The organism is Coxiella endosymbiont of Amblyomma americanum, from assembly GCF_000815025.1.
In the GTDB taxonomy this organism is placed as follows: domain Bacteria; phylum Pseudomonadota; class Gammaproteobacteria; order Coxiellales; family Coxiellaceae; genus Coxiella.
This window is the reverse complement of sequence record NZ_CP007541.1, coordinates 408,028-430,062: the sequence shown is the minus strand read 5'-3', so window position 1 is coordinate 430,062 and position 22,035 is coordinate 408,028. Positions and strand designations below refer to the sequence as shown.

The following is a 22,035-nucleotide window of genomic DNA, read 5'->3' as shown; positions in this document are numbered from 1 at the left end:
GATTTCAAGTGAAACTTAAATTGACGTCATCGTAAAATCGTCATCGCACTCTACATATAGTACTTACCACACTAAACGAGCACCTCACTTAATACAAACAATTCTATGTCACTCATGCTACTTGCTAAATATTAAATCGTTGTAGAGTGACATAATGAAAAATAAGAAAAATAGAAGAAGCATGTTCTATTTGTAACAATCCGTCTTACATGAAAATACTAAATAGAAGTTTCGTGGCCATCATTACAAAGGTCATTTATTGCCTCACAGATTACTAGTTCTTTCTCAAACTAAAACATTTCTTTTGAAAAAGAAAATGCATTTAGCTTTGCTTTTAACTAATTTAAACTAAGTCGATACAATAACTCTTGCCGCTCGTAACACTCGGCCATTAAGCTGATAGCCTTTTTGTATCATTTGAGCAATTGTATTAGATTCAGCATCCGAAATGTCTTGTACGGCTATAGCTTCATGAATATCTGGATTAAACAAATCCCCCAATTTTGGGTCAATAATCTCAACTCCATGGTGTTTGAGCATTTTATGCAACAAACTCAATGTTAATTTTGTTCCTTCTCGTAAACTTTTAGTATGTGGATCCGTTGATTTGTGATTTTCAAGACCGTGAACCAAACTGTCAACTACTGGTAAAAGGTCCACGATTAATTGCTCTACACCATATCTTATGGCATTTGCAACGTCTCGTTCCATGCGCTTCCGTAAATTTTCTATTTCTGCTTGTGAACGAATATATTTATTTTTGTATTCATCTAATTCTTTTTCTAAATTAACTAGTTGAATTTCTAATTTCCCACTAATAATATCCTCACATCTCTCTTTATACTGTTCTTTTTCTTGAACAGCTTTTTGAATAATGTCTTTTTCTCTTTCTTTTGTATCATTTTTTTCTTTTAACTTTTGAGTCATTGTATCATTAGGCGCACTTTCAGATTCAATTTGTTCTTTTGTTTTCATTCGGATCTCCTTAAGTTTATTGTGAGGCTGAAAACTCTATTCTCAACACCTCAATATTAAATAAAATATACGATTCTGTAAAATCCTCGTTATTAAGATATTTCACACAACAGACTTTTTTAATTGACCTCGAAACTCTCTCCTACTAAATGCAAGTAAAGGGGCATATTGTTTTTTACGCGAGTTAAAGAATACCTGATCTTGATAAACTTTATTATTATTTTACTCTATTATACAGATCTAAAAATCCAGTTGAAAGTTGTCACACTTTTCTAGGTTCTGTACAATGGGCAATGACATGACCTGTATAGCTCATTTATTAAAAAATTGTGTGCACAACAGCTAAAAAAATGAAGAATCCACCATTCCATCAAGTTGCCCTCATAGGGCGTAACAAAGTAAAGGGAGTACCTGAGACCCTAAAGGTTCTAAAAGAACAACTTCTGTCTTTAAACAGGAGTATTTTCACCGAAGAACAAACCGCTGGTATGATGGATAATCATAACCTAACTATACTTCCAGCGCATCGATTAAAAGAGAAAGCGGATTTGTTAATAGTAGTAGGAGGTGATGGGAGCTTACTTAGTGCCGCACACATTGCTGTTTCTCAAAAACTTCCTGTTTTGGGAATTAACAGAGGAAACTCTGGTTTCCTTACAGATATTTCTCCTAATGACCTCTTGAAAATCAATACTATTTTGGAAGGAGATTACAAAAGAGAAACACGTTTTCTTTTAGAAATGACTGCCAAATATAAAGGAGACATTATCACGCAAGGAATTGCGTTGAACGATATTGTATTATTCCAAGGAGATATTGCAAAAATGCTTGAGTTCGATATCTCAATCAACGACTATTTTGTATGTAGTCAACGTGCCGATGGACTTATTGTTACTACCCCAACAGGATCAACTGCTTATTCCTTATCAGGGGGTGGACCTATTCTACATCCAGAATTAGATGCTATTGCCTTAATAGCGATGTTTCCACACACATTAAGTAGTCGTCCTATAGTTGTACAAGCTCACAGTAGAATAAAAATAAATATTTCTCCCCGACAAAGAAATATTTCTCCATCCGTAAGCAACGATGGGCAATACCGGGTAACATTAACGACAGGAAGTATTATCTTTATTCGTAAATATAAGCATCTATTGCATCTTATTCATCCCAGTGACTACAATTACTACGATATGTTACGACATAAATTAGGGTGGCAAGAAAAACTTTAACAGTGCAAGTAAGTGTCATAACTCTTTCGTAATCTACTAAGTAGAGAACTATGCAACCAATCTTAAATTAGACAAGATAATATTTTTTAGACAAAATTATTTGATTTCTATATGCTTTGTATTTGTAAAAGAGCATCTTTTACAGGGCTGACAAATACCATAGATTGTTAAACTGTGGTTAGTCATTATAAAATTAGATCTTTTGGCAATCGATACTTGACGACTTTCAATAACATCATCGATAAATTCTTCTACTTTACCACAGATAACACAAACCAAATGATCGTGATGTCTCCCTTGATTTATTTCAAAAACACAATGACCGTCATCGAAGTTATTTCGTTTTACTAAGCCAGACGCTTCAAACTGAGAAAGTACGCGATATACTGTAGCCAATCCAATATCTTTCCCCATTTGGACTAGTGTGCGGTAAATGCCTTCAGCGCTCATATGATGAGGCTCACTATTTTCTAGCACCCCTAATATCATAAGGCGCGGAAACGTTATCTTAAGTCCAGCTCTACGAAGTTCTTGATTTTCCATCAAAATCCTCTTAATGTCTTTAAGCATAGGAAAAGAAAACGATCGTAACCGAACTTTTCAGTTAGCTCTTGTTTGTGTTTCTCATGTTATTTAAGTTTAATGCTTGTTGTATTTTATGGAAAATACACTGTACTCATGAAAAATAATAAAATACCAAACTTTTATGTCTTTCGTGCGAACTAGCTCTTGAGTGCTCTGTTGCGCAGGACAACACCCTAGCCTGCTCTTATCTGCCATACAAAAAAAGCGAAACGCACAAAACCGGGTTTAAAGAGTAGTAGGTGATCTTATATTTGTCAATTTCTTTTCTAAGGTAGAGCTTTTATTCAGATATTTTAAGCAAGACCATCTATTGAATGTAAAAAAATCTTTAATTGCCCTAAATACTTATACTGTTTTTTATAGTTATTGACGGTTTAATAAGCAATATTGTGTTTATCTAAATAAGCTCCACTTAATTCGACGAGCTCGTAATAATCTTGCCAGCTTTGGATCAGTGGGTAAAGAGCGATATATCTCAACACGATCGCCACTCTTAACTTTATCGTATAGTGTAACAAGCCTACCGTAAATTCCTACAGAGGTTTGAGACAAATTAATTTCTGGAAACTGTTGCAAAATACCCGACTGCTCTATTGCTACAGCTACTGTACAATCTTCTACAGTTTTTAGCGAAATTTCTACTTGCTTTGTAGGTGTAGCGTAACAAACGCTGATAATCACAATAAAAAGCACCTTTATATGAAGTAACAGACAATCTATTCATCGATAAAAAACAAATATACTCGTAAATTCAGATATTTTAGTATACTTTAAATCGTTAAAACTTTTGAGTTGCTATACATAACATCAATAATTTATTGACTACTGTTGAAAAAAAGAACAAACTACAAAACAACCTCAATGTCCTTGGCGATTAAAATCTATAACTTATTTTTCTGTGATTCTATTGAGACCCGAAACGTCGTTTTAGTTAAAGTAAAATAAACAAGCAGATGGTCAAATTATGAAACAATCCGCTCTTCGCATTATTGTTTTAAATAAAAAAACGTTTCACGATTATTATATTGAACAAAGATTAGAAGCAGGATTAGTATTAGAAAGCTGGGAAATCAAAAGCATTCGAGCTGGACATATCCAATTGCGAAACAGTTACGTCATATTTAAATCCAGAGAAGCTTGGTTAATTGGAGTACATTGTTCACCACCTTCTAATATAGCTTATCATGTAAAGCCCGATCCTAAAAGATCGCGTAAGTTACTTTTAAACAAGCATGAAATTGACAGACTGTTGAGCACAGTGCAAAAAAAGAGACTTACTGTCGTTCCATTGGATTTGCATTGGTATAAAAACCATGTTAAGACCGAAGTTGCTTTAGTTAGAGGTAAAAGAATGCATGATAAACGAGAAACAATTAAACGTCGAGAATGGGAACGCAAGAAACACGAAACTCTTATACTTGTCTCTTAAAGAAGCTACTAACTACGTCATCCCGATGAATTAATCAGAATATGTTAAAACCATTACTATTTTAGTCGCTCGAAGTCTTTCTTTTTAACAGAAACTGCCTTATAATTTCCAATAATGAATTCCGGGGGTGCATTAGGCTTCGACGTAGGTACTGCAATCGGAAACGCATGCCGAGCCGGCAACCTAGGCTCGTAAATCTGTTGGTTGCAAATTGTTATCTGCAAACGATACACAATACGCTTTAGCTGCTTAATAACGCAGCTTTCCATGGTCGTGGTCTGGCTTGTAGGGTCTCGTCGTATGGTTATAATTTACAAGCTCACCTTTCGAGGATGGTTCTGTCTCCCGAAACGGTGAAATTTTTGGCAGAACTTGTTGACTAACCGCTTTGCACGTCGAGTGGTTAGTACTAATAAAATTGTGACGATGCTAAGCATGTAGTTGTTGAAGATTAGTTGATTTACGGACGCGGGTTCGAATCCCGCCACCTCCAAAGGCAGAAATTTAAGTATTTTTAAGAGGTGAATAGCAGCTCATATACAAAAAGTACGAACTCTGCTCTCTCCTTGTGAAAATTTCCAGCTTTTCTGCGACGATCAGGTGTGTTTTCTTCTTTACGCACGCACAAAAAATTCCCGAATTTTTAAAGGGTATTTCCGGTTGTTCATTTTAAAATTTCCGTTAAAACTTCTAAGACATGTCCTTTCACTTTAACTTTACGCCAAATAGCGGTGATATCTCCTTTTTTATCAATGAGAAAAGTAGTGCGTTCAATACCCTTATATACCTGTCCAAAATATTTTTTATCGACCATAACTCCATACTGTTCACATATTCTTCCCTCCTTATCTGATAGGAGGGTGAAAGGTAAATTATATTTTCTCTTAAAAAACCGATGAACATCGGCGCTATCTTTTGAAACACCAAAAACTGTAGCTCCTGCCTGAGTTATTTCGGTCCACATATCGCGAAACTCACAGGCTTCTTTTGTACATCCAGGGGTATTATCCTTAGGATAAAAATACAGAACAACTTTTTTTCCTTTTAAACTATTGAGTAAAAAAAATTCTTTTTCACCGATTTTTAAAGCAAAATCGGGAGCTATCTGACCAACCCTAATAAGCATAAAATTACACCTCTTTTTACAATACTCCGATTTTATTATACTTCAGATCTTAAAGGTGATTTTTGGAGAAAGTGGTAACTTTAGCTTTAAAGAAAGGCATGACCGTAAATAACTTCTACTGTTACTGGAATAGTATGGTCTTTACTTCTCCACTTTTCATAGGATTGCAGCATACGTTGCCATTGATGTTTCCCCATTAGCCCTCGAGATCGATTCTGAGAAGCATTATGCGCACCTATAGATTTTAAATCTGTCATCAATTGATGAACGGAAAAATAGCGTATAGTTAAATATTCTAAATCCATAACAGGATCTATAAAACACAAACGAGTGAGCATATCACCGATATCATGCATATCATAAAAAAAATGAACATGACTTCCTTTGTCACCAGAAAAACTTGCTCGCAGTTCCTTTAATGTATCAATCCCCACAGTACTAAACAATAAAAGCCCTCCAGGTCGTAAAATACGCTTGCATTCCAAAAGGGTTCTTTGGAGATTTTCAGACCACTGAAACGCTAAGTTAGAAAAAATCAAATCTACTGACTGATCCAAAAATGGCAAAAGAGTATATGTTGACACCAACATTTTTGGAAAGTGGTACCCTTGGTACCATCCTAGAAGATTTTTTCTTGCTTTATTTAGTAAAAAATCAGAAGAATCAAGACTGATAATATCAGCTCGTTTATAATGCTCCAATAAAGCCTTTGTTGTATAACCTGTCCTAGTACCGAAATCCACTATCCGAAAAGGATGAAGACGAATAAAATCCAGCCGTTCCAAAAGTCGATCAGCAATTACATGTAAGACGTATGCTCCTTCTTCGTATGCTTCGGCAGTAGTTTTTTTAAGAGCCTTGATTACCGCTCGATTGTCAATAAAAAAATGAGCTTGTTTCATTTCCTTTCCAAAAAACCACACCTCAACAAATCAAGTAACGTGTTGAGAGAAGAAAAATGCTTACAATATCTCACCTTTGCGGTAAAAACAAATCCGTAGCAGTCCCTTCAAATACTTCACATGCCATCATTATGGTCTCTGATAAAGTTGGATGTGGATGAATCGTAAGCGCAATATCTTCTGCGCTACAGCCCATTTCAATCGCTAAAGCTATCTCAGAAATTAAATCGCCAGCGTTTATGCCAACAATACTACCACCAATAACTACACCATCTTCATCAAAAAGCAGTTTAGTTAATCCCTTGCTGTAATTTACAGACAAAGCACGTCCACTAGCAACCCAAGGAAAAACACTTTTATTGTACTTGATTTTTCTATTCGTAGCTTCGTTTTCCGTTAATCCAACCCACGCAATCTCTGGATTTGTATAAGATACAGATGGAATACAACGAGGATTATTATAGTGCTGTTTGTTAGATATCACTTCAGCTGCCAATCGTCCTTCATAAGTTGCCTTATGCGCTAGCATGGGATACCCAACAACATCACCAACAGCATAAATATGTGGAATGTTTGTTCGCATTTGACTGTCTACTGGAATAAATCCACTGTCATTAACCTGAACACCTGCTTTTTCCGCATTAATTAAACTACCATTAGGATGCCGACCTATAGCTATTAAGATACGATCATATTTTTTCGGTTTTTTGGTCACATTTTCGCCATCAAAAGTCACATATAATCCATCCTTTTTAGCCTCTACTTTTTTAATACTAGTTTTCAATAAAATTTCGTTATAACATTTTTGCATGCGTTGATAGAGAGGTTGTATCATATCTGCGTCTACTCCAGGAATAATACGATCTGTGCGTTCTACTACACTAATCTTTCCTCCTAAAGCATGATAAACTGTAGCCATCTCTAAACCAACAATTCCTCCTCCTACTATTAATAAATGCCCATGAACATCTTCTAATTTTAATGCACTGGTGGAATACATTATGCGAGGATCTTCTGGGACATCAGGAAATTTTACCGATCTTGATCCTACAGCAATAATCGCCTGCTCAAAACGAATAACACCTTTTTGTTCCTTATTAATGCAAGATAACTCATTGTAAGAATCGAATGTTCCATAACCTACAACAATTTCTACATTACGCTTTTTTGCCATAATTTTTAAACCATCTGTCAATTTTTTAATAACATTTAATTTCCATCTACAAATCTTATTTACATCTGGACTCAGTGTCCTAATATTCATACCAAAAAATTCTACATTATTGTGTATATCATCAATAACTTTAGCTACATGTAACAAAGCTTTCGAGGGAATACACCCAACATTCAAACAAACTCCACCAATTGTCTCATATCGCTCTACTAAAACGACTTTTTTTCCCAAATCAGCAGCTCGAAAAGCTGCCGAGTACCCACCAGGTCCGCTACCTAAAACTACAACCTCAGTTTTAATTTCTTTTTTCATCTTCTACTCTCGTCATAATAATCTTACGCATATCAATATTTATACATATCAACTATAATAATAATGTTCTAATGTCTGATAAACGTTCGGATAAATAAGCAATAAATCGTGCCCCTTCCACACCGTCAATAACGCGGTGATCATAGGATAAACTTAATGGTAGTATAAGCCTAGTTTTACAGATATTATCTTTAATAGAATACGAAAGCTTCCATTCCATTTTTGCAATTCCTAAGATAGCTACTTCCGGTGAATTAATAATTGGTGTAAAAAATGTACCACCAGCGCCCCCTAAATTAGAAACACTAAAACACCCTCCTTGCATATCATGCAAACTTAATCTATTAGCACGAGCTTTTTTACTTAAATCCTCTAATTCTTTCGCTAATTCTAATAATCTTTTTTTATCTGCATCTCGAATAACAGGCACTACTAATCCTGTAGGAGTATCAACCGCTATACCGATATGAAAATATTTCTTTAAAATTAAAGTCTCTCCTGCAGAATCTAAAGAGGCATTGAAATGAGGAAAATATTTAAGAGCGTTGACTACCGCTTTGATCACAAATGCTAAGAGAGTTAAACGCACCTTATTTTTTTCCGCATAAATCTTTTGTTTCTCACGAAATATTTCAAGCTCAGTAATATCTGTTTCCCAAAATTGGGTCACATGAGGTATAGTGGCCCAATTACGAGCAAGATTGGTACCAGCGATTTTTTTTGTTTTAGATAGCGTTTCTTTTTCAACGGGGCCAAATTTGGAAAAATCAATATTATGGGCGACAGAGATAGGAGATAGAATTTCTTCTTTTGTTTTAGAGATCTGTAATTGCTGTCTTATATATTTTTGAATGTCTTCTCGAAGAATACGACCCTTCTGACCGGCTCCTTTAACTTTTAATAAATCAACACCAAACTCCCAAGCCATTCTCCGAACACCTGGTCCTGCATGGATAACAGTAGTATTGAAATTTTCATCTTTAGGTATTACTGGTACTTGAAATTTACTCTCTGATTCTCTCTGTATTAACTTTTCTTTCTGTTTAAAGGTTTTTTTTCCAGTTTCTGTAATTTCCTTCTCGTCCTGTGCTTCAATGGTTAAAATTTCGTCTCCTTCTTTAACTATATCTCCCACTTTAACTTTCACATCTTTAATTATACCTGATAACGGTGAAGGAATATCCATGGCAGCTTTATCGCCTTCCACAGTGATTAAACTATCCTCTCTTTCTACTTGATCACCTGATGCTACTAACACTTCAATAACATTAATTTCGGATGTGCCATTAAGATCTGGTACAACAATTTTCTCTACCAAGTTTTTCACTACTTTGTACTTCTTATTTTGTCCACGGGTCAGGTCGTTTTAAATTAATACCTAATTTTTTTACAGCTCTTACCAGCTGATTTTCTGTAAACTTGTCTTGATCTGCTAGAGCTTTCAATGCTGTATACACAATCATTTTAGCATCCACTTCAAAAAAGTCTCGTAAAGCAGATCGCGTATCACTGCGACCAAATCCATCAGTTCCCAATACATAATATGGTCTTTTAATTGCTCGACCAATTTGATCTGCTAATAGCTTTATATAATCCGTAGCAGCAATTACTGGTCCTTCTCTGCCATTAAGACACTTTTCTACATAACTCTTTTTTGGGATCTCTCGAAAATGTAGACGATTGTATCGATCTACAGACTCAATATCATGACGCAACAAATTAAAGCCAGGAACACTCCAAATATCTGCAGCCACATTAAATTGGTCTTCTAAAATTTCAGAAGCTATGATCACTTCTCGAAAAATAGCTCCGGCTCCTAATAATTGCACACATCGAGATAATTTCCTATTACCTTCTTTAAACAAATACATTCCTTTAATAATTCCCTTTTCGGCCCCTGTAGGCATCTGAGGATGTGGATAATTTTCATTCATAAGTGTGATATAATAGAACGTATTCTCCTTATTTTGATACATACGTTGTAAACCATCTTGAATTATCACAGCTAATTCATAACTAAAAACTGGATCGTATGCTCGACAAGTGGGTATCATGCTAAACATTAATAAATTGTGAGAGTCTTGATGTTGCAGACCTTCACCAGGCAATGTCGTTTTTCCAGCTAATCCCCCTAAAATAAAACCGCGAGACTGCATATCCGCAGCAGCCCATACCAAATCACCCACGCGTTGATAACCAAACATCGCATAATATACATAAAATGGAATGAGTAGATAGCTATTATTGGCAAATGAAGTGGCAGCAGCAATCCAACTAGACATAGCTCCAGCTTCCGAAATACCTTGTTGTAATGTTTGTCCCGATTGACTTTCATGATAACACACTAGTTTTTTTATATCCTCTGGGACATATTGTTGTCCTTTTATCGAAAAGATACCAATTTGACGAAATAAGCCTTCTAATCCAAGAGTTCTAGCTTCATCGGCCACAATAGGAACAATTCGTTCTTTGATATTTTCGTCTTTCAATAATAATCCTATAATTCGAGAAAATGCCATTCCAGTTGAAATCGCACGATCATTAGTACTGCTTAAAAGCGAACTAAATAGACTTAAGCCTGGTACTTTCAAAGACGTGTAAAAACTATTTCGTACTGGCAATGGACCGCCTAATTTTTCACGCTGCCTTTGTAAATACTGTAACTCAGGAGTGTGTCTCATTGGTTTATAAAATTTTAAATCTTTTATTTCTTCATCTGATAATGGTAGTGCAAACCGATTACGAAAAAGCTTCAAACCTTCTTCACTGATTGCTTCTAAATTGTGGGTAATGTTTAATGATTCTCCTTCTCGACCATAACCGTAGCCTTTAACAGTTTTTATTAATAAGGCTGTCGGCTTTCCTTTTTCTTTTAATGCTTCTGTATAAGCTGAGTAAACCTTTTGAGGATCATGCCCACCTTCCATTAATTGTTCTAATTCATAATCGCTCACATTAGACATTAATTCTTTCAATTGATAATATTTGTTAAGTAGACAGGCACGCAAATACGCACCACCTTTTGCACGACATGCTTGATATTCCCCGTCTACCATTTCGCTTAAACATTTCAGTAACAAGCCGGATGTATCTTTTTGAAATAATTTTTCCCAATTATGCCCCCAAATGACTTTGATTACTCTCCAGCCTGCTCCTAAAAAAATACCTTCTAATTCTTGAATAATATTTCCATTGCTTGAAACAGGTCCGTCAAGACGCTGTAAATTACAGTTAATAATAAATATAAGATTATCAAGACGTTCGCGACTCGCCACTAATAAACTTCCTAAAGCTTCTGGTTCACCTGTCTCACCATCACCGCAAAAAACCCATACTTTTCGCTTATCTGTATTAACTAATCCTCGATAATTTAAATATTTCAACAATTGCGCTTGATAAATAGCCATTAAGGGACCAAGTCCCATAGAGACCGTTGGAAACTGCCAAAAATGAGGCATCAAATACGGGTGTGGATAGGAAGAAATCCCTTTAGAAAAAGTTTCTTGACGAAAACCTATCAATTCTTCTTCACTTAATCGTCCCTCAAGAAAAGCACGAGCATAAATACCTTCTGATGAATGACCTTGAAAAAAAACTAAGTCGTTTGCATGAAAAAAATAATTTAATCCTACTTCAACTAAAGTGGCCATTGAAGCATAACTAGAAAGATGCCCCCCTAATCCCATTTTTTTTTGATTTGCACGCATTACCATGACTAGAGCATTCCATCTCATGTAATTCGTCAAATTTTGTAAGATCTTTATCTCGTTCTTAGGCAACTTAGTTTCTAAACTAGTAGGAATTGTATTCACATATTGAGTTTGAATTCCATCAAAAATAGGTACACCGATTTTTCTAGCATGTAACCACAATTGTTGTAAAATAAATTGGGCACGCTCTTTGCCTTCGTATTTAATAATTGAATCAAGTGCTTCTCTCCATTCTTGAGATTCTATTGGATCGGTGTCTTGTAAATTTGTATTCTTAATCATAAATTCATAATAACTCCGCCATTTTTATCTCTTCAATTATGAAAAGAGCAGTACAACTCTTGATACATAATGCTAACTAATCCAACAGCTGATTTTGAAAAACGCCATCATCATAAATCCATATTCATAACAATTGATTGATTAATCCTTTAGCGTTATCAGTTCTTTCAACTTTTCTAATCTTTCAATTTTTCTAAAAACAGCACTGATTTTCGTTAATTCCTAACGCAATTAATCCATAACTCAACAACCTGTTTCTGCACAAAATAATTTCTGTACGCATACAAAAGCACCGTCGCTTAAAAGTTTCTGGAAAACGACCTACAAAAGGGAAAATGTAACAATCAGTTAACTGTAATAGAAAACCAATCAACACATTTTCTATTTTTCTGTAGCTAAACAAGTCATTGTCTTTTTCTGGTGCAGAATTTTTTAAAAAACGGTTTAATAAATACTTATTAAGGTATAAACCCACTACAACCGTTATCCAAGTATTAAAAGCCAAAAATCAACGCAAAGAAATTATCGATAAGCTTTAATTAAAATTGCATTAACTGTTGCGTAAACTCCGCCTTTTCTAAAATAAAAGGACAACTGTCCGTATGATACCACAAGACCGTTCCTGTCAGGAAGTAATAATAACGACTACCGTTAATAAATAATGAATAAAAAGAACTAATAGCGTAAGCGATTATTAGAAAGAGAACAACAATATTAACACTACTAATTTCATGCTAAAAAATATGCATATTGAAATTTTTGTTCTATCCACCGAAAATAGACGTTAAACCAACAACATTTTTTGTCATTATGACTATTAAAACAGACACCGTTGGATTAATTACCGTAATAAGGCAATAGCTAAAAAGTCATACCGTCCACTTATTATCTTTACTATAATAATGGCGCACAAATTTTAATTACATATTTCTGTTCATGCTAAAATTATAGCTATATCTATTTATATTACAGAGAATTTACGATTTTTAATCTCTTCGTAAACGATCAGATATTGCCAATGGTGTAGGATATTTAATCACTACCCAATACGAAGAAACAATAAAGGATAATATAGTGGTACTTTCAATTAGATAAGCAGCTCGATCAGAGATAATATGGCTGCTAAGAGCCATGTAAGCAATAATTAAAGAAAATTCACTAATTTGACCTAAACGTACTCCTATTTCCCAAGCTATCTGCTTAGATTCTCCTATACAACGTAGCAATATTTGATACGTAAAAGGTTTAATACCAATGAGTAAAGCAAGTAAAATTAAAGCTGGAACAATAACAACAGACAAAAAATTAAGGTCGAAAGTAGCACCTACGGAGAAAAAAAATAAAACTAAAAAGAAGTCTCGTATTGGTTTTAAACTTTCAGAGATATAAACAGATACAGGCTTTGGAGCTAGGCTAATTCCAGCAATAAAAGCGCCTACTTCTCCCGATAATCCTAACAGGGAAGCCAATTGAGCCATACTGAGACACCAGCCAATTGCCAATAAAAAAAGATATTCTTTAATCCTACTAAATTTAGAAAATAACAAAAATAAAACAAATCGACTAAATAAATAAGAAAAAACTAAAATAGCAGGGAACCCCAATGCCACTAATCCAATATCAATTAATACTTTCCCTGCTTGAGAAGCCCCATGTAATAAAAATAAAACTGCAATGGCGATTAAGTCCTGTAATAGAAGGACACTGATCATAACCTCTCCAATGTGCTGATGATGCAAAATTGTAGTAGGTAATAGTTTAATACCGATAATAGTACTGGAAAACATCATAGCACCACCAATTACCAAACATTCCATCGTCAAATAACCAAAATAATAAGTAACAAAATACCCAACAATTAAAAAGATAAGCGAACTGATTACAGCTATCCACGTGATTTTTTTAAAAGTAATTATCAATTTTTGTGGAGGCAAATTAAGACCTAAGAGAAATAACAAGAAAATGATGCCAACATCACTCACTGTACGAAGCATATCGATATTAGAAATTAGTTTTAATCCCCACGGCCCAAATAAAATTCCTAATAACATATAAGCTACCAGCATTGATTGATGAGTCATCAAAGCAAAAGTTGAAAGCACAGCTGCACCGGAAAAGATGAGAAAAATCGAAAAAATTATATCGTGCTCCATATTTATATACCTTCTGTGCATCTACTGCCTAATTTTCTGTTGAAAAGTTAAGATTATAAAGCAAGATACTACATTCTCACTAAAAGATCGTCACTTTATATGAAAGAATAAAAATTAAAAGCATTTCTACATAAGATCTCTTAAATACTCTTTTTTTCCAAAATAAAAAACGTAAAATTCCACCATTTTCATCTAATGTTTCTATGGACACTATTTAACTGACAGAAACATTATCAATCGACACGATAAACCTTTAAGATCAAGCTCTAATTTGATTTTATTACACATAAAATAATTACGAATATAAAATAAGAAAACTTCTCTTATTTTTCTTTCTTATCTATACTAGTCAAATTGCTTTTCTTAAAACACCTTTATAACCAAGGTAAATCTTAATTACAGTTATTTTGCATTTGAAAAGGTATTTTTATTTCTTTTATTAGTCTGAGTTTCCAGTATTTTTAAAATGCGCTCTTTTACTTCCGATGCAGTGCCAAGACCCGATACACAATAATAACTAGGTGCCAGACAGTCACCAGATTTTTCCCATTTAAGAAAGTATTGAATAAGAATGTCGATTTGTTTTTTATAAATAAGCAAACGTTTTCGAATTACCTCTTCACTATCATCTATTCGCCGTATCAATAATTCGCCTGTTAAGTTGTCTTTATGGAGAATTTCTGGAGGATTGTACTTCTGGTGGTAAATACGCCCTGAAGCAAGGTGCACTAATCGACCAGTCGTACGTTCAATCACTTCTTTTTCTGGTATGTTTATATTAATCACTAAATCAACGTATATCTTCTGTATACGTAACGCTTTTGCTTGTTTTACAGTACGTGGAAAACCGTCTAATATATAGCCTTTTTTATGGGTCAATGAGTGTATAAATTCTTTTATCAGCGTCATTATAATTTCATTTGCAACCAGTCTTCCTTCTTTCATTGCTTTTTTTATCGCAAATTCGAAAGGTGTTTTATTTCTAATAGCAACACGCAAGATATCCCCTATTGATATTCTTGGTATATTTAATTGACTAGAAATAAGGTTTGACTGTGTACCTTTACCTGCCCCCGGGGGGCCTAATAAGACAATCCGCATTATATACTCTCAAATTATTCTGACAGAGCATAGTATATAATATGACTTATACAAAATCACCGATCTCGTTATATACTAAAGAAAATCGACTATACTTTTTGAGCAACTAGACTTTTTAATAATGTATATACTATAGCTTATTATTTCGATAGTTGTTTGGCGCAAACAGTTATAAATTCGCAATTAGTCATATCTTGTAGACAAAAGTTTCTTTTTTCAAAAACATTAAATTATCTTTTACAAGCCAATTTCCCTGCATTGTAAAAACACTTATAAAAAACTCTATTTAAAGTTAGGAAATTTCCTGAAACAAATAGTTTATCTTAATAAAATCAAAACAAATGCAATTGACATTTAAAAAATTTTTATGAAATCGATGGCTTTTATAAATATAAAAACAATCGCTCATTTGGCTTTAGATTCTTGCATCTCATAATTGTTTTGCGTAGAATAACGCTTTCTGCGATAAAAAAGTGAAGGTTGTTCATCGTGATAATTATACGTCTTACCAGAAAGGGTAGAAAAAAGTGTCCATTCTATCAAATCGTAGTAGCTGATAGGCGAGCACCTCGCGATGGTCGTTTCATTGAACAGTTAGGTTACTATAACCCAGCAGTGGCACGACGAAAAAAGTGCAATTCACAATTACAAATCAAACAAGAACGCGCTAGTTATTGGATAACACAAGGCGCTACAGTGTCCGTACGGGTTAAATGCCTTCTCAAACAATTTAAGCGTTTGTCAGAAGATATAACGGAGACTAGTATAAAAAAACATTCTAACCAACTTACAATTGTCAAAGTTCCTTAATGATTCTCTAATGGTTTATAAGAATAATGACGCTTAGATCTTTTAAAGAGAGCCTCTCCAACGATTCTTGATATAAAAACGACACTTTGTAAGTAATGACAAATAAAAGAAACGAAAAAAGACTGAAATATTATTCAGATTTTATGATAAAAAGAACAGGATTGCTTTTTAAACAGAAATGACAGTGTGGTCTTTACTGGTAGAAAATAATTAGGAAAATGGCTTTTTACAAGAAATTATCTATTGGTGTTATTACCCTCTTTCCTAAGATGTTTGAAGCACTTAGGTATGGTGTGATTAGGCGTGCTCTTGATCGTAACCTTTTAACATTGTTTTTTTTGAATCCACGTGATTACACTACAAATATCCATCGTAATGTGGATGATAAACTTTATGGCGGTGGTCCTGGTATGATCATGAAATTTGAACCATTAGCTGCTGCTATACAGTCGGCAAAAGCGACGTTAGGTATGAATACTAAAGTTATTTACTTTTCTCCGCAAGGTAAACTATTGACTCAAGCGATTGTAGAGAAAAAGATACAAGAGTTCCAGTCTATTATTTTTTTACTAGGACGTTATGGAGGAGTGGATGAACGTTTAATTGAAGCTGAAGTAGATGAGGAATGGTCAATAGGAGATTACATTGTAAGTGGCGGAGAATTACCAGCTATGGTTTTAATTGATGCTTTAACTCGTCTTCTTCCAGGAGTTTTAGGAAATACAGATTCCGTTTCTCAAGATTCGTTTGCTTCTGGATTATTAGATTTTCCAAAATACACCCGTCCAGAAAAAATAGCTAATCGTCAGGTTCCAGAAATACTGCTTAGCGGTGATCAAGAAAAAATAGCTCGTTGGCGACTTAAAAAAGCACTTGGAAGAACTTGGAAAAGACGCCCAGATCTAATAAAAAAACGTTCTTTAATTGAACATGAGCGCCAATTGCTCAATGAATTTATCGAGGAGCACAGAGAAGAAAATGAACAAGATTATCCAAATTCTAGAACAAGAACAAATTCGAGATAAGGCTATCCCTGCTTTTCGCCCTGGAGATAGTGTAATCGTGCAAATTAGAGTTAAAGAAAGTGATCGAGAACGACTTCAAAATTTTGAAGGTGTAGTGATTGCTCGTCGTAATCGCGGCTTAAACTCGTCATTTACTGTCCGTAAAATATCATATAGTGAAGGTATTGAACGTGTTTTTTCACTGTATAGTCCATTAATTGTTTCTATCAGTGTAAAGCGCCGAGGTAGTGTTCGTCGCGCAAAACTTTATTATCTGCGTAATTTGCAGGGTCGTAAAGCAAGAATTAAAGAAAAAATGTAAGTTTTACGATTTAAAAAATGAAATGCATTTTAGACAAAAGTTAGAATCTTTCCACTTTCCTCTTTAAGTAAGAAAGACAATGATAGGAAAGCAAAAAATTAAACTTATTGATTAATAAAAAAGATACTTATGTACACCATTCCGTCACGTCTCTTTTCAATTTTAGTCGTTAGTGGCGCCGATTCTGGAACTTTTTTACAGAACCAGGTTACTTGTGATTTGTACAAGATTACAGAAACCTACGGGTCATTTAGCGCATGCTGTGATTATAAAGGACGAGTAATTTCGGATTTTTATGTTGTCTATCAAAAAGGATATTATTGTATCTTACTCCAAAAATCAACAGTTGTTCATACCATTGATCATCTGAAAAAGTATTCTATTTTTTCTAAGGTAGAATTAACGATTACTCACGATTGGTCAATTAAACTTCCACTTAATATTCAAATAATGGAAATGGGAGAAAACTCTTGGAAAGATTGGAATATTCGCATTGGCTTAGCATGGATTTACCCCCAGACTAAAGCTAAATTTATTCCACAAATGCTCAATTTACAAAAATGGGACGCTCTAAATTTTACCAAGGGATGTTATATTGGTCAGGAAGTTATTGCGCGTACTCACTATTTAGGAAAATTAAAGCGTCATCTTTATCGTGCTGAGATTATTAGTCAAATTTCCCCAAAACCTGGAGATGAATTAAAAAATCAGGACGAGCAAAACGTCGGTATTATTGTTGAAGCAGCTTTACAAGAAGAAGAGAGATACAGATTATTGGCTGTCATTCAAGATACCACTATTGAGTATCATGGTCATAGCATTCTTTTTGGTCGTACAGTATTAACAAATATTACATTATGCAAATAATTCAATTTCTGGACATACTTTTAGCCCGCAAAAGTGGAAATAAAATTACGTCTCGAATGGACAGTTTGTCTACAAAGAGCGTTACTAAACGATCAATACCAATACCTTCACCTCCAGTAGGAGGAAGACCATATTCCAATGCTGTAATGTAGTCTTCATCAAGATCCATTGCTTCTAAATCTCCCGCGCTTCGAGCCTGTAACTGTTCACGAAAACGAGTTGCTTGATCTTCTGGGTCGTTTAATTCAGAAAATCCGTTTGCAATTTCTCGACCTCCAACATAAAATTCAAAACGATCCGTAACAAAATTATCAATCTCATTACTTCGAGATAATGGAGATACTTCCTTAGGAAAATGGGTAATAAAAATCGGTTGTTGTAATTTTTCTTCCACGAGTTTCTTAAATAATTCTGTTTGGATCTTTCCTAAACCGTAGTATTTTGGAATAGAAATTTCGTACCGCTTAGCTAAATTGGTAGCTTTTCTAAAATCATCAATCTGATCACTCTTTATGTCAGGATTAAATTGTAAAATTGCTTCACGCAATGATAAACGCAGAAAAGGTTTTTTTAAATCAATCTCAATATTTTGGTAAATTATTTTTAGTCGACCGAAAATTTTATTGGCTAAATATCTTATCATTTCTTCGGTAAGAATCATCATATCTTTGTACGTCGCATAAGCTTGATAAAATTCTAACATGGTAAATTCTGGGTTATGCTGACTAGAAATACCTTCGTTTCGAAAGTTTCGATTAATCTCATAAACATTTTCAAAACCACCAATCACTAATCGTTTTAAATACAGCTCAGGAGCAATTCGTAAATACAAATCCATATTCATCGCATTGTGATGCGTTTTAAAAGGACGTGCAGCTGCTCCTCCTACCAAAGGATGCATCATAGGCGTTTCAACTTCTATAAATCCACGGTCGTCTAAGAAACGGCGAATTTGCGTTACAATGTACGAACGCACTTGAAATAGATGATAGGACGTTTTATTTACAATTAAATCCAGATAACGTTGACGAACGCGATGTTCCTGATTATTTAATCCACGAAATTTATCAGGCATAGGACGTAATGCCTTGGCTAATAATCGAATTTTTTTGGCTTTAACAGATAATTCTCCGGTTTTTGTTTTAAAGAGTGCTCCTTCAATTCCAAGAATATCCCCAAGATCCCAATCTTTAAATTCAGAATAGGTATCATCAAGCAATTTGTCTTGAGAAACATAAATCTGCATACGCCCTGTCATATCTTGGATATGAATAAAACTAGCTTTTCCTATAAGACGTCTAATCATCATACGTCCCGCCATTTTAACATCAATAGTTTTCCGTATCAGAGTTTCTTCTGTGTATTGACCATAAGTAGTATGCAAATGAAACGCTAAACTATCTCTCTTAAAATCATTAGGATAAGCCTGACCTATCGCCCGTAGCCTATTGAGCTTCGCTTTTCGCTTCAGAATTTGTTCATTTTCCTCTTTGACGCAATTTCTTAACTTCACCGTTTAATTCCTAATGCTGCAACAACTTAAATTCTTAGACAATCTAAGAAGTAAAATTTTATTGATAAACAAAATAATATCATAATATGATAATACTACTATTTTTTTCGTTTTAAATACGCTTCAATAAATTGGTCAATATTTCCGTCTAGCACTGCCTGGATATCGCTCGTTTCGATGCCAGTTCTTACATCTTTCACGCGAGATGTATCCAAAATATAAGAACGAATTTGATTTCCCCAACTAATTTCTGATTTAGAAGCTTCTAAGATAGCTTTTTTCTCACGTTGTTTCGTTGCTTCTAGCTCATAGAGCTTTGCTTGTAACTGTTGCATTGCTTGGGCTCTATTTTTATGTTGTGATCGCTCACTTTGACACTGAACCACAATACCAGTTGGTACATGAGTAATACGAACGGCGGAATCTGTGCGATTAACATGTTGTCCACCAGCACCACTGGCACGATAAGTGTCGACGCGCAAGGCATTAGGATTAATGGTGACATTAATATCTTCTGCTACTTCTGGAGAAACGAATACAGAAGCAAAAGAAGTATGTCGACGATTTCCAGAATTAAAAGGCGACTTGCGCACTAACCGATGCACGCCAGTTTCGGTGCGCAACCACCCATAAGAATATTTACCTTCAAACTTTGCTGTAGCTCTTTTAATTCCTGTGATTTCTCCTGAAGAAACTTCCATTACAGTAATAGTAAATCCGTGTTTATTTCCCCAACGCAAATACATGCGAAAAAGCATCTCTGCCCAATCCTGGGCTTCTACCCCACCAGAACCAGCCTGTATATCAAGATAGGCATTTCGTAAGTTTATTTTCTCAGGAAACATCTGTTGCAGTACTAACTCCTTCATTTGATCTTCAAGGTGTTTAATTTCATGGATCAATTCTTTATATAAATCCGCGTCCCCTCCCTCTTTAAAGAGGAGAGAAAATTCAATGACGTCATTAATTCCTTTTTCAATGTTATTGTACTTCTGGAAAAGTATTTCTAAATTAGATCGCTCACGATTTAAAGAAAGAGCCTTTTTAGGATTTTTCCACAAATCTGGATTTTCTAATATGTGTTGAATTTCTAACAATCGTATTTTTTTAGAATTAAGATCAAAGATACCTCCACAAGTCCAAACTGTGGGCTTTGAGATTATCAAGTTTTTCAATTAATACACTAATTTCTAGCATGTTAATTTCTTCTTATAATAAAATTTTACTGCATGAACATAACAAACAGTTTTACGAAAATCTTAGGATAACCGTACGGAACCTACAGAGAAAAATTAATTTTTCCATATAGCAACCTTTTTATCTTTTAATACATTAAAATATTCGGCAATATTTTTGTCTCTTGTATGAGAGACGAACAATCAATTCATGAGTTTATTTTAACCTTTCGTAAAGTATATCTGTAAACAATAACGGTTTCATTAAAATACATACCCTAATTAACGAAGAATAGAATAAATACAATAAACAAGAAGTAAGTTATGTTTTATTAAGAGCTGGCTGTCTCACTTAATTTACATTATGGAATATTCTAGTCAATAACGGTAAATCTAATTAAAAAATTGTTTTACTTTATCTATAAATTCGCAATCAGTCTCTTGCCTTTTTTTCCTTTTAAGTTTATCCTCTGTCTGTTTCTTGCGTTTGTGTATGGAAAATGAAATTTTTCATACGATTCAGACCGTGTGGTTTTGTCGTTTTTTGCCTTTTGTGGGTTCCCGGTTATTGTTATGAAAGTCTATGATTTTCAATCTATGAAGGAAAATGGAAAAAAAATTAGTATGATCACTTGCTATGATTACTGGTCTGCTTTTATTGTCTCAAAAAGTCAAATTGACTGCGTTTTGGTAGGTGATAGTCTTGCTATGGTTGTGTATGGTCATACAACTACTATTGCGGCAACTGTGGATATAATAGCGAAACATATTCAAGCAGTGGCAAAGGGAGTTTCTAATAAATTTATCGTTGGAGATATGCCTTTTTGTTCTTATCGAAAAAATTTAACTTCTAACATGATATCTGCTGAAAAACTTATGCGATCAGGAGCTGACGCTATTAAATTAGAAGGTGTCGATGGAAATTTAAAACTAATTCACCATATTGTAAAGTCAGGAATTCCTGTTATGGGACATCTGGGATTAACACCACAATCTATTCATACCATCGGTGGTTTTAAGGTTCAAGGTAAAGATCGAGAAACGGCTAATAAATTAAAACAGGATGCTAAAGCATTAGAAGACGCAGGATGTTTTGCTCTTGTATTAGAATGCATACCGTATCTTTTAGCTAAAGATGTAACAAACTCTGTTACCATTCCCACCGTAGGGATAGGAGCGGGTCCTTATACTTCTGGACAAATTCTCGTACTACAAGATCTTTTGGGTATGAATAATCAATTTACACCTAAATATCTAAAAAAATTTCTAAATGGTTTTGAACTCATCGAAAAAGCATTAAACGATTTTAATCAAGCAGTGAAATCATCAAATTTTCCTAGCATTGAAGAACACTCTTATTAAG

Annotated in this window: 20 protein-coding genes and 1 other RNA gene; 8 read left to right on the top strand and 13 right to left on the bottom strand. The window is 34.4% G+C overall.

Annotated elements, in window-relative coordinates; genetic code table 11:
• Positions 1-348: 348 nt before the first annotated feature.
• A complete protein-coding gene (gene grpE, locus Z664_RS02035; RefSeq protein ID WP_039670016.1) occupies positions 349-975 on the bottom strand; it encodes a nucleotide exchange factor GrpE in 627 nt (208 codons plus the stop codon).
• 350 nt (positions 976-1,325) lie between these two features.
• Between grpE and Z664_RS02030 the strand changes: the two genes are divergently transcribed.
• On the top strand, positions 1,326-2,207 hold the full coding sequence (locus Z664_RS02030; RefSeq protein WP_039670015.1) for an NAD(+) kinase: 882 nt from the start codon (positions 1,326-1,328) through the stop codon (positions 2,205-2,207).
• A 96-nt stretch (positions 2,208-2,303) separates the two neighbouring features.
• Here Z664_RS02030 and fur read toward each other — a convergent pair whose 3' ends face one another.
• Positions 2,304-2,753 (bottom strand): ferric iron uptake transcriptional regulator, encoded by a 450-nt coding sequence (fur, locus tag Z664_RS02025; protein ID WP_052246376.1) that lies wholly within the window; start codon positions 2,751-2,753, stop codon positions 2,304-2,306.
• A 432-nt stretch (positions 2,754-3,185) separates the two neighbouring features.
• A complete protein-coding gene (locus tag Z664_RS02020; protein ID WP_039670242.1) occupies positions 3,186-3,476 on the bottom strand; it encodes an RnfH family protein in 291 nt (96 codons plus the stop codon).
• A gap of 280 nt (positions 3,477-3,756) precedes the next feature.
• Between Z664_RS02020 and smpB the strand changes: the two genes are divergently transcribed.
• The gene (smpB, locus tag Z664_RS02015; protein ID WP_039670013.1) at positions 3,757-4,221 is read left to right on the top strand and encodes an SsrA-binding protein SmpB; all 465 of its coding nucleotides are present in this window, start codon (positions 3,757-3,759) and stop codon (positions 4,219-4,221) included.
• Between the two features lie 123 nt (positions 4,222-4,344).
• Positions 4,345-4,715, top strand: a transfer-messenger RNA (tmRNA) gene (ssrA, locus tag Z664_RS03070).
• Positions 4,716-4,885: 170 nt separating this feature from the next.
• On the opposite strand, the gene bcp is transcribed toward ssrA, so the two are convergent.
• From bcp to Z664_RS01970, 8 genes are all read right to left on the bottom strand, one after another.
• Complete coding sequence (gene bcp / locus Z664_RS02005) at positions 4,886-5,347, bottom strand: thioredoxin-dependent thiol peroxidase (protein ID WP_039670011.1); 462 nt, start codon at positions 5,345-5,347, stop codon at positions 4,886-4,888.
• Between the two features lie 86 nt (positions 5,348-5,433).
• On the bottom strand, positions 5,434-6,249 hold the full coding sequence (locus Z664_RS02000; protein WP_084588734.1) for a methyltransferase domain-containing protein: 816 nt from the start codon (positions 6,247-6,249) through the stop codon (positions 5,434-5,436).
• A gap of 70 nt (positions 6,250-6,319) precedes the next feature.
• On the bottom strand, positions 6,320-7,735 hold the full coding sequence (gene lpdA / locus Z664_RS01995) for a dihydrolipoyl dehydrogenase (RefSeq protein ID WP_039670010.1): 1,416 nt from the start codon (positions 7,733-7,735) through the stop codon (positions 6,320-6,322).
• A 52-nt stretch (positions 7,736-7,787) separates the two neighbouring features.
• Positions 7,788-9,062, bottom strand: a complete 1,275-nt coding sequence (locus Z664_RS01990) for a 2-oxo acid dehydrogenase subunit E2 (RefSeq protein ID WP_039670009.1) — start codon at positions 9,060-9,062, stop codon at positions 7,788-7,790.
• 13 nt (positions 9,063-9,075) lie between these two features.
• Positions 9,076-11,727, bottom strand: a complete 2,652-nt coding sequence (aceE, locus tag Z664_RS01985) for a pyruvate dehydrogenase (acetyl-transferring), homodimeric type (RefSeq protein ID WP_039670008.1) — start codon at positions 11,725-11,727, stop codon at positions 9,076-9,078.
• A 193-nt stretch (positions 11,728-11,920) separates the two neighbouring features.
• Positions 11,921-12,232, bottom strand: a complete 312-nt coding sequence (locus Z664_RS01980; RefSeq protein WP_156962724.1) for a hypothetical protein — start codon at positions 12,230-12,232, stop codon at positions 11,921-11,923.
• A 481-nt stretch (positions 12,233-12,713) separates the two neighbouring features.
• Positions 12,714-13,880 (bottom strand): cation:proton antiporter domain-containing protein, encoded by a 1,167-nt coding sequence (locus Z664_RS01975; RefSeq protein ID WP_174401639.1) that lies wholly within the window; start codon positions 13,878-13,880, stop codon positions 12,714-12,716.
• Positions 13,881-14,282: 402 nt separating this feature from the next.
• Positions 14,283-14,981, bottom strand: coding sequence for a nucleoside monophosphate kinase (locus Z664_RS01970; protein ID WP_052246339.1), 699 nt, complete (start codon positions 14,979-14,981; stop codon positions 14,283-14,285).
• A gap of 489 nt (positions 14,982-15,470) precedes the next feature.
• Here Z664_RS01970 and rpsP point away from each other — a divergent pair, with 489 nt between their 5' ends.
• The 4 genes from rpsP (at position 15,471) to ygfZ (ending at position 17,984) form a co-directional block, all read left to right on the top strand.
• A complete protein-coding gene (gene rpsP, locus Z664_RS01965) occupies positions 15,471-15,791 on the top strand; it encodes a 30S ribosomal protein S16 (protein ID WP_084588733.1) in 321 nt (106 codons plus the stop codon).
• A 218-nt stretch (positions 15,792-16,009) separates the two neighbouring features.
• Positions 16,010-16,816 (top strand): tRNA (guanosine(37)-N1)-methyltransferase TrmD, encoded by an 807-nt coding sequence (gene trmD, locus Z664_RS01960; protein ID WP_052246338.1) that lies wholly within the window; start codon positions 16,010-16,012, stop codon positions 16,814-16,816.
• Positions 16,770-17,117, top strand: coding sequence for a 50S ribosomal protein L19 (gene rplS / locus Z664_RS01955; protein ID WP_039670005.1), 348 nt, complete (start codon positions 16,770-16,772; stop codon positions 17,115-17,117). The genes trmD and rplS overlap by 47 nt, the downstream gene beginning before the upstream one ends.
• A gap of 129 nt (positions 17,118-17,246) precedes the next feature.
• Positions 17,247-17,984: a CAF17-like 4Fe-4S cluster assembly/insertion protein YgfZ gene (ygfZ, locus tag Z664_RS01950; RefSeq protein ID WP_052246337.1), complete on the top strand. Its 738-nt coding sequence runs from the start codon at positions 17,247-17,249 to the stop codon at positions 17,982-17,984.
• 1 nt (position 17,985) lies between these two features.
• On the opposite strand, the gene lysS is transcribed toward ygfZ, so the two are convergent.
• Both lysS and prfB read right to left on the bottom strand, forming a co-directional pair.
• Positions 17,986-19,497 carry a lysine--tRNA ligase gene (gene lysS, locus Z664_RS01945; protein WP_039670004.1) on the bottom strand — a complete coding sequence of 504 codons (1,512 nt, stop codon included), beginning with the start codon at positions 19,495-19,497 and terminating at the stop codon, positions 17,986-17,988.
• 98 nt (positions 19,498-19,595) lie between these two features.
• Positions 19,596-20,694 (bottom strand): peptide chain release factor 2 gene (gene prfB, locus Z664_RS01940; RefSeq protein ID WP_174401638.1). Its coding sequence is split into 2 segments (ribosomal slippage): positions 19,596-20,618 and positions 20,620-20,694, totalling 1,098 coding nucleotides; the frame shifts between segments, so codons are not numbered across the junction.
• Positions 20,695-21,245: 551 nt separating this feature from the next.
• Here prfB and panB point away from each other — a divergent pair.
• Complete coding sequence (panB, locus tag Z664_RS01935) at positions 21,246-22,034, top strand: 3-methyl-2-oxobutanoate hydroxymethyltransferase (protein ID WP_039670235.1); 789 nt, start codon at positions 21,246-21,248, stop codon at positions 22,032-22,034.
• Position 22,035 lies beyond the last annotated feature (1 nt).